The following is a 9,495-nucleotide window of genomic DNA, read 5'->3' as shown; positions in this document are numbered from 1 at the left end:
GACGCAGAATCTCGATTTCCATGTACTCCTCGTAGCTGATCACGGGCCGCCCAAAAGGAGCAACCCTACAACGAGGTGTATCAATTCCTAACTGCGTTGCTGTATCAATTTACAACTGCGCGCGACAACGTCGTACCGTCTTAGTCGATCGCCCGACTTGATAACCTGTCCCGGAAGCGGCCGTCCCAGCACGCGTTCAAGCAGCCGGGCGGCGTCCAGCAACCGCGGCAGATCAACGCCAGTAGTGATTCCCATGTGTTCAAGCATGTGAACAGCGTCCTCAGTGCTTACATTGCCGGTAGCGCCGGGAGCAAACGGGCAGCCGCCGATCCCCCCAAGCGATGATTCGAAAGACGTTACCCCGAGCTGCAGTGAGCGCAGGACGTTCGCGAGCGCCATTCCGCGGGTGTTATGGAAATGTAATGTGAGGGGTATGTCGTCGAAACGCTTCAGAAGCGCCGTAACCGTTCGCTCGACGTTGAGAGGCGTTGCCATGCCCGTAGTATCACCAAGCGTAATTCCGGTAAATCCTGCCTGCAGGTAGGCATCAACGATCGGTATCAGCTGCGACGGTTCGATGTCACCCTCGAAGGGGCAGCCGAATGCCACCGCGATCGCACCTTGTAGCTGTGCGGCGCTGCTCTTCGCTAACCCTGCAGCTTCCTTGATTCCCCGAGTCGAATCCGCGATGGACCTGTTGACGTTCTTGCTGTTATGACTCTCGGACGCCGAGACGAACATAACGATAGTATCGACGCGCGCCTCCAGCGCACGTTCGACTCCCTTCTGATTTGGCGCGAGCACGGAAAGGTGGACGCCGGTTGACCGATCGATCGACTCGACGAGTTCGGCGGCGTCCCGCATTTGCGGTACTGCACGTGGCGAGACAAACGAAGTGACTTCGAGATGCTTCACGCCAGCCGCAATCAACGCGTTCGCAACCTCAAGCTTTGTGCGCGTTGGAACGAATTGCGTCTCCATTTGGAGACCATCGCGCAGGGCAACGTCCGTGAACCGCGCGAATACGGGATATGGATGGGATGGGCTTTTGGTCATTGCGTCTCCGAAGGAAGTTGTTTCGGAGCAGAGTACCGCATGCGCAATGGTTCACCCACGCCATTTCGCGATTGGCCCATGGCGAATGACGATGGCTCGAACCGCGACTAGTGCTTAATCTCTTGAGGTCACGCGGGCGAGTCGTCGGAGCAAAGACTATCAAGGAGCAGCCGTCCAGCCGGCGTGAGGGATTCGGTGCTTCGTACACAGAGTCTTAGTTGGCGCGCGGCCCAATTATCATCGAGCTGGAGAATCTTCATCCGGTCGATTGAATACAGGGAAATCGAATGGTTGGGCATCATTCCGATGCCCATGCCTGCTTTGATCATCGCGATCATGGCGTCGTAGGAGGTAACCTGGAACCTGAGCTGGATCTGGCGGTGCAGATCGCTCGCGTGGCGCATTAGCAGTGCGTTTGCAGCGCTGCCCGGATGCATACCAACATGCGGGTAATCGAGTGTTTCGGCGAAGGACACCGATTCGCGCGAAGCGAGAGGGTGAGTATCCGGAACGACCATGACCATCCGGTCCGTCCTGTAAGGGAAGGTCTCGAGCTCGTGGTCTTTGTCAGAGAGCGAATAGATGCCGATGTCTGCTGCATTCGCAGAGACCAGCCGTACAACCTCGTCGCTCACCTGTTCTTCCAGGTCGACGCGAACGAACGGATGCGCGTCACAAAAGCGGCCGAGATCGGCGGCAAGAAACTGCGTAATTGAGGACAGATTTGCGGCAACCCTGACCTGCCCCGAGAGACCAGACGCGAAGTGCTCAATCTCGTCTGCGAGGTCTTCGGCGTTTCGGAGCAAGAGTCGAGCACCTTTCGCGAGCACGCTTCCCGCGATCGTCGGTTGGACCCCACGGGCAAGCCGGACGAGTAGAGGTGTACCCAGTGATTGCTCGAGTTCGGATATGCGCTTGCTGAGTGCAGAGGATGCGATATGTTCCCTTTCCGCCGCTTTTGCAATCGTGCCCTCATCCACCACAGAAACGAATAGTCGAAGTGAGTAAAGGCTGAGTCGCATGATAGAGATTGACGCTCGAAGTGAAGAATTTCCGCCAGGTACGCGGCATCGCGTTTCACGATGCGTACCTGAGAATTTACGACGTCAACGCTACCGAGATCTGTCGCATCATTGACGTAGTGAGACCATATACCGTTGGAGACAAGCATGCAATTGGATGGCGTACGTATCATTGACCTGACCCGGATCATCTCGGGCCCGTTCTGCACCATGCTGTTGGCCGACATGGGGGCGGACGTTATTAAGGTCGAACCTCTGGCTGGCGACCCGATTCGCGAGCAAGGCGACAAGGTGGAGGGGATAAGTTGGTACTACGCGTCCTTCAATCGGAACAAGCGGTCGATCATTCTCGATTTTCGTTCGGCTGAAGGCATGCAACAAATTGAGGAGTTGCTGCGCGGAGCAGACGTCGTGGTCGAAAACTTCCGCCCGGGAGTCATGGCCAAAATGGGTCTGGGATGGGAGCGTCTTCAGGAGATTTCGCCGGGCATCATTCATACAAGCATCAACGGGTTTGGAACCTCAGGGCCGTACGCGAGTCGGCCTGCGTTCGACTTCATTGCTCAGGCGATGAGTGGCTTCATGACCATGAATGGAACGGATGATACGGGACCAATGCGAACAGCGCTCCCGATCAGTGACCTGGTGGCAGGAAACTACGCAGCGCTTGGAACGGTTGCGGCTCTCTACCGGCGCAGGGAGACAGGAAAGGGAGAACAAGTTTCCGCGTCGCTTCTCGGTTCACTTTTGAGTTATGGTGCGTTTGTCAGTGCGAACTATCTTGCAAGTGGTGAGCAGATGGACCCATCAGGCAACGATCATCCCCTCGTTGCACCGTACGGCCTTTTTAACGCGAACGACGGTGTGATTGCCATCGCTCCTTCCAATGACGGGGTACTTGTGAAGTTTCTTCGCGTCTTGGGCCTAGAGTCGATTATGCAGGATCCACGCTTTGCGACGAATAGCGCCCGGGTTCTGCGGCGGACAGAGGTCAACGCGCTGGTCAACGAGGTCATAAGCCGGAAGCCTCGGGCGCACTGGATAGAGATACTGAACGAAGCGGGCGTCCCTTGCGGCAATCTCATGGGGCTTGAGGAAGCGTATCAGGATCCGCAGGTGCTGCATGAAGAGATGATTCTCACGGTTGAGCACCCCGGTCATGGTCAAGTGAAGATGCTCGGCTTTCCGATCAAGTTCCGAAATGAGCCCTGTACGATACGACGTCCCGCGCCACTGCTCGGTGGTGATGCCGAAGAAATCTTGGGCGAATCGGATGCGGAATTGTCCGAAAACGAAGCGATGAGAATTTCGACCGGGTTGATGAGATGAGTCTCGATGAAGAAGTCGGCCGTTTGATGAAGTCGCCCTTAAACTTGAGCACAAGGGTAGAAACAAGCTCTCCCCTCGGTGCGCGGGCTATTAGCGACCTGTGTATCGGGTTCATCGGCGCGGGCAGACTCGCTGCAGCCTTAGCTGTCGCACTTACGAGGGTCGGTGTGAATGTCGCAGCGGTAGCGAGTCGCAATGATGGAGCGGCGCGGGCGCTCGCGACGATCGCTCCTGAATGCAAGGTGCTGGACCCACAAGCGGTCGCCGAGACTTGCAACTTGGTCTTCGTGACGACTGCGGATGAAGCCATACAGAGGACCGTCGAAACTTTGTGTTGGCGGCCCGGAATGGCGGTTGTTCACTGTAGCGGCGCGACTGATATGACCGTTCTGGCGAAAGCTGCATCGGATGGTGCGGCTGTAGGAGGATTTCATCCAATGCAGTCGTTCACGGATCCGATCGCGGCAGCCGAATCCCTGGCCGGCTGCACGGTTTCCGTCGAGGCAGAGGGCGATCTCCTCCAAACGCTCGGAGCAATCGCTGCTGCCTTGGGTTGCGCGGTCAATCGACTACCGGCGAATGTCCGCGCGTTGTACCATGCGGCCGCGGGTTACCCCTCCCAATACATCAACGTCATCCTCTTTGAGGCGGTGAAAATATGGGCGTCGTGGGGCGCGACAGAAGCGCAAGCGCTCCGCGCGCTGATACCGCTCGTGCGTGGCACTTTGCAATCCATCGAGGCACGCGGCTTGGCGGCCGGGATGCCTGGCCCGGTGTCGCGTGGAGACGCAGCGACTGTTGCATCCCATGTCAGTGCACTCGAAGCTCAGTCGTCCGACGCGCGACGATTGTATGTGGAACTTTGCTACCGCTCGCTCGACTTGGCTCTGAAAAGGCCGCAAGGTCTTGATGTAGACGCCGCGGATCGCGTTAGGAAAGCGCTGGCTGAGGGAGGGTTGTTGGCGTTCACCGAATCCTGACCCACAGGGGGTGCGGACGAAAACTTGGACTATCTGGAGGTAGTTCATGTACTCGTACGAAGACCGCGTCCGAGCGGTCCGGCTCTACATAAAACTAGGAAAGCGCGTCGCTGCGACGATTCGTCAACTCGGGTACCCGACGAAAAACTCTCTGAAGTCCTGGCATCGCGAATATGAAAAATGTCATGATCTGCGGTCGGGCTATGTGCGATCGAAGCCGAAGTACTCGCCCGAACAGAAGAAGTCGGCCGTTGACCACTATCTAGGTCATGACAGGTGTGTTGCTGAGACCATAAGGGCGCTGGGATACCCGGGGCGCGGGACGCTCGCAGCCTGGATCGAAGAACTGCATCCCGGGACCGGGAAACGCGTTGTCGGGAAAGCTGGATGCGTTCCGAAGCTGCAGGCGGTGAAGCAGGCAGCAGTCATCGAACTGTGCACCAGAGAGGGAGGTGCACGCGTAATTGCTGAGAAGATAGGCGTGAGCAGGCCGACGCTATACAACTGGAAAAACAAGCTACTCGGTCGTGAGGCTCCGGCATCCATGAAACGCCCCAAGAATCCAGCACCAGCCCCTGAGCGGGCAGAACTGGAGCGTAAAGTCGAATCGCTTCAACGCGACATCCGGCAGTTGCAACTCGAACACGACCTGCTGAAGAAGGCAAACGAACTGCTAAAAAAAGACCTGGGCGTCGACCTGCAGCTCCTGAGCAACCGGGAGAAGGCGATGCTGGTTGATGCCCTGAGAAAAACCTATGCGCTCCCAGCACTGTTCGCCGCTCTCGGTCTTGCACGTAGTTCCTACTTCTACCACCGGGCACGACTGCTTGTCGCTGACAAATACGCTGGCGTGCGTCGCGCGATCACAGAGATCTTCGAGCACAATCACCGTTGCTACGGCTATCGCCGGATACGCGCGGCACTGAGCAGGCGGCAGACCTTCATCTCGGAGAAAATCGTGCGACGTTTGATGAGGCAGGAAGGGCTGGCTGCTGCCACTGCCAAGCGGCGTCGTTACGGCTCCTACCTGGGCGAAATAGGCCTTGCGCCCGAGAACATCGTTAATCGTGACTTCCGAGCGGCAGCCCCGAATGAGAAGTGGCTCACCGACATTACCGAGTTCCAGATTCCGGCTGGCAAGGTGTATCTCTCGCCATTGATTGACTGCTTTGATGGGCTCGTTGTCAGTTGGTCGATCGGCACGCGGCCGGACGCCGAACTTGTAAATTCCATGCTGGACGCAGCCATCGAAACAGTGACCGACAGCAACGTCCGACCTGTAGTCCACTCCGATCGTGGTGCGCACTATCGCTGGCCCGGATGGCTCACACGGATGCGCGAGGCAAGGCTGATTCGCTCGATGTCACGTAAAGGATGTTCGCCAGATAACGCGGCTTGCGAAGGCTTCTTCGGGCGGCTGAAAACGGAGTTGTTCTATTCTCGGGACTGGCAGGCCACCACCGTTGAGCAATTCATTGAGGTAGTCGACTCGTACATTCGCTGGTATAACGCAAAGCGCATCAAGGTCTCGCTTGGTTCGCTCAGCCCGCTCGAATACCGGGAGAGCCTCAGAATTGCGGCATAAAACCAGTCCAAGAATTTAGCCGCACCCCCGGTGGGTCAATTCTGGGTGAACGTCAACAGACGGGGCCGATCCGAGGCCGGCCGAGTTCATCGAAACGCTGGCGCGCGAGGCGGTGGATTGCGGTGCGGATCTCGTTATGGTGACGGGGCCACACATCCTTCGGGGGATCGAAGTATTTCGGGGTAAGCCGATCTTCTACGGATTGGGCAGTTTTTACCTTCAATTCGACGGAGGACGAGGACCGACCTTCGAGGCTTCCCGTGCGCTCAACATCGATCCCTTCTCGTTGACGAAGCCGGAGTTCATGCGCAAAGCCATTCCTGCTCCTGACGTGTGGTACGACAGCTTGCTCGCAACCGCGGAGTTTCACAGCGGTGTTGCATCGGAAATCAGACTAAGCCCGTTGAGGCTGACAAGGGAAGAGCGCGTACGTATCCAGGGATCTCCGCGGGTTGCTCGTGGCGATGACGCGAAGAGAATCCTTGCGAAAGTTGGTTCGTTGTCCGCGGCCTACGGGACGAAACTAGAGATCGAGAGTCGTGACGGTGATGAGATCGGCGTGATTCGCGGTAACTAGCACACAGCTGGCAAAGCTGTTTTCCTGGACTCACACTATGTTGGCGGCGTACGCGCGAGAGGCGAGGGTATGCCGCGCACGAGGAGAAAAAATCTGATGCTGAACCGTTCCCGCGATGGCGAATTCTTCAGAGACATGGTCGACGGTGGAGTTGTGTGGGATAACCACATCTGTATGCCACTTAATCCGGGCGCCGACCGATTCCTTCCCCAACTGGAACGGTGCTTCGAGGCCGGCGTTGATCTAGTGACCATCCCGGTTGGCTACGACTCAAGAGCAATCGAAGATCACGTTCGCATGCTGGCATTGTTCCGTTCGTTCATCGCCAGAAACCCGGAGAAGTATCAACTGGTTCTTTCAGTCGAAGATATTGCGCGCGCGAGGCAGACCGGCAAGCTGGGAATCTGTTTTGATATAGAGGGAATGAACGCCGTTTCGGAACAGCCGGATATGGTGCGTCTGTACTACGACCTCGGCGTGCGTTGGATGCTGATCGCATACAATCGCGCGAACGGAGCCGGCGGCGGCTGTTTAGAAGATGATCATGGCCTAACGTCGTTCGGAAAGAAGGTTATCTCGGAAATGAACCAGGTGGGGATGGTCCTTTGCTGTACCCACGCGGGCTACCGAACTGCCCGGGAAGCAATCGACTTCTCGTTCGGGCCGATCATCTTTTCGCATTCGAACCCCCGGTCGGTTTGGAATCACCCGAGAAATATTCCTGATGATCTGATCGTCGCATGCGCTGAGCGAGGCGGGGTGATTGGTTTAAACGGGATCGGCATCTTTCTTGGGGAAAACGACGCGTCTATCGACACGTTCATTCGGCATGTCGAGCACGTGCTCGAGCTGGTAGGCGATGATCACATAGGGATCGGGACGGATTACGCCTTCGATCAGGATGACGTTATTCAAACGATACTTAAGAGTCCGGAGGTATTCCCGCCTGATCTCTTTCCGCCTGGCGTCGGCATTGCCATGATCCCGCCATGGCATCTCGTGAATGTCGCCAAAGAACTGGCTGATCGCGGTCACAGTAACGATACAGTCAGGAAGCTCTTTGGCGGAAATCTCCTAAGAGTCGCCAGACAAGTATGGAAGTAGGGTGCGTGGTTTCCACTTGGAGATGCTAGCCTAGAGTTAGGGGAGACTCGGTGTGTGGCACGCCGCGCTATGCAAGCCAGCGAAGGCTTCCCGCGTTCCCGGGCCACACACAGTTCCCGCAGCGCCGCATTCAAGCGTGGATCTGCCGCACCGTCGCCCGCAAATGGGACTTGCATGGGCAGCGTGGCGCAAATAGATCGCCAGCCAGGCGACCCGGACGCAGCTATAGCCTTATCGTAAAATGGCAGCGGGTTGGCACGCCTCCGCCCGGCAATGAGGCTCCGTGAGCTTTCGGCTACCGTGTGCGCGATGAGAAGTATTTGACGAGTTGAGGCTTGAGAATCGCCGCCCTTTGGTGCACAGATGTAGTAGTCCCCTAGTGATGAGATGATCAGAATGGACGTTGTGACATGCTGCCGGATCTAGTTTCCTTGTCCCTGTTTATCCGGGCGATAGACAGTGGGAGCCTGTCCAAGGCAGCGGAGCAGTCGCACATCGCGCTGTCTGCGGCCAGTCGACGAATCGCACTGCTTGAGCAACAGTACAACGTCAAGCTGCTCGTCAGGACTCCGCGCGGGACTGAGGCTACTGAGGCTGGAAAGGCACTCGCTTTTCACGCGCGGTTGATGCTAAGGGAATCCGACCGTTTGCAGGCTGACATGTCGGACTACGCGAAAGGCCTGCGTGGCATCGTGCGCCTACATGCGAACACCTCCGCGCTCAGCCAGTACCTTCCCTACGATCTGGCGTCGTTTTCGAGGACGTGCCCGGAGATTAAGGTCGAAGTGCAAGAACGACTCAGCGTCGAGATCATCCGGGACCTGCGTGAGGGAGCCGTGGATGTCGGTGTTGCATTTCCGGGACGGCACGTCGTTGATAACTTGCGTTGCTACCCGTACAAGGTGGACCAACTCGTCGCGGTGCTGCCCAGCTCTCACGGTGCCGCAGCCGAGAGTTGGCGGCTGGTTGATCTACTTGACGAAGACCTTGTCGTGCTCGAGAGCAACACTGCAATGCTCAAAATCCTGGAGGAGGCGGCCGCCGTTGAAGGTAAGCCGCTTCGCCTTCGTGTTCAGGTTAAGAGCTTTGAGGCAATCTGTCGGATGATCGAGGCAGGGATGGGGATCGGAATTCTTCCAGAGGTTGCAGCTCGGTCGTTAGGGCTAGGCCTGCATTTGAAGCTGGTGCCGCTTTCTGACGAATGGGCGATACGTCAGACGTATGTGTGCGTGAGAGACGAAGCCCTATCGCCGCCGGTACAACGGCTCGTGGACCACCTTCTCGCAGGCACGTCGTCCGTGGCGGGCTGGAGTAGCCCCACGCAACAGAGGACAGGAGGACTCTCTTAAAATAGAGATAGTCTTGTGACCATCACGAAGCCTAGTCATTACGTGGACAGCATCGAAATTCTTACCGAACCAGAGCGTCGTCGGCGACGCACGGCGCAGGAAAAAGTCGCCATCGTGCAGGAGACGTTAGCCCCTGGCGCATCGGTATCGGCAGTGGCCCGACGACACGGCGTCAATCCGAACCAGGTGTTTGGCTGGCGCAAGCAGTACCAGGAAGGCAGCCTGACGGCGCTCAAAGCGGGCGAGACGGTTGTACCTGCATCGGAACTGGCCGCCGCCATCAAGGAAATCAAGGAACTGCAACGGCTGCTGGGAAAGAAAACGATGGAGAACGAGATTCTCCGCGAGGCAGTCGAATGGGGCCGGTCAAAAAATGTATGGTCCGCTCCGGTTTTGCAAGCGGGCTTTTTTAGGCGAGACAGTTTGCGTAAATGTATCCGGCCTCTCGCGAGTCAGCCGCTTTTGGCAGCAAGGCCATGATGGAATATGCGCG

7 protein-coding genes and 2 pseudogenes are annotated in these 9,495 nt (G+C 57.3%); 7 read left to right on the top strand and 2 right to left on the bottom strand.

What is annotated here, in order from left to right; genetic code table 11:
• Positions 1 to 87: 87 nt before the first annotated feature.
• Positions 88 to 1,056, bottom strand: a complete 969-nt coding sequence (locus tag G3N59_RS36675) for a hydroxymethylglutaryl-CoA lyase (protein ID WP_205987895.1) — start codon at positions 1,054 to 1,056, stop codon at positions 88 to 90.
• Between the two features lie 128 nt (positions 1,057 to 1,184).
• On the bottom strand, positions 1,185 to 2,078 hold the full coding sequence (locus G3N59_RS36670; RefSeq protein ID WP_205987894.1) for a LysR family transcriptional regulator: 894 nt from the start codon (positions 2,076 to 2,078) through the stop codon (positions 1,185 to 1,187).
• A gap of 147 nt (positions 2,079 to 2,225) precedes the next feature.
• Here G3N59_RS36670 and G3N59_RS36665 point away from each other — a divergent pair, with 147 nt between their 5' ends.
• The 7 genes and pseudogenes from G3N59_RS36665 to G3N59_RS36635 form a co-directional block, all read left to right on the top strand.
• Positions 2,226 to 3,407: a CoA transferase gene (locus G3N59_RS36665; RefSeq protein ID WP_205987893.1), complete on the top strand. Its 1,182-nt coding sequence runs from the start codon at positions 2,226 to 2,228 to the stop codon at positions 3,405 to 3,407.
• Positions 3,404 to 4,387, top strand: a complete 984-nt coding sequence (locus G3N59_RS36660) for a DUF2520 domain-containing protein (RefSeq protein WP_205987892.1) — start codon at positions 3,404 to 3,406, stop codon at positions 4,385 to 4,387. The genes G3N59_RS36665 and G3N59_RS36660 overlap by 4 nt, the downstream gene beginning before the upstream one ends.
• A 46-nt stretch (positions 4,388 to 4,433) precedes the next feature.
• Positions 4,434 to 5,972, top strand: coding sequence for an IS3 family transposase (locus tag G3N59_RS36655; protein ID WP_205987891.1), 1,539 nt, complete (start codon positions 4,434 to 4,436; stop codon positions 5,970 to 5,972).
• Positions 5,973 to 6,054: 82 nt separating this feature from the next.
• Positions 6,055 to 6,549 (top strand): annotated as a pseudogene (locus G3N59_RS36650) (CapA family protein); the annotation flags it as partial.
• A 96-nt stretch (positions 6,550 to 6,645) separates the two neighbouring features.
• On the top strand, positions 6,646 to 7,653 hold the full coding sequence (locus G3N59_RS36645; RefSeq protein ID WP_205987889.1) for a membrane dipeptidase: 1,008 nt from the start codon (positions 6,646 to 6,648) through the stop codon (positions 7,651 to 7,653).
• Between the two features lie 431 nt (positions 7,654 to 8,084).
• Positions 8,085 to 9,002, top strand: coding sequence for a LysR family transcriptional regulator (locus tag G3N59_RS36640; protein ID WP_241024847.1), 918 nt, complete (start codon positions 8,085 to 8,087; stop codon positions 9,000 to 9,002).
• Positions 9,003 to 9,053: 51 nt separating this feature from the next.
• Positions 9,054 to 9,495 (top strand): annotated as a pseudogene (locus tag G3N59_RS36635) (transposase); the annotation flags it as partial.

Origin of the sequence: Paraburkholderia sp. Ac-20340, from assembly GCF_017104965.1 — a bacterium.
In the GTDB taxonomy this organism is placed as follows: domain Bacteria; phylum Pseudomonadota; class Gammaproteobacteria; order Burkholderiales; family Burkholderiaceae; genus Paraburkholderia.
Note: the sequence above shows the minus strand (reverse complement) of the source record. Positions and strands in the feature narration are given on the sequence as shown.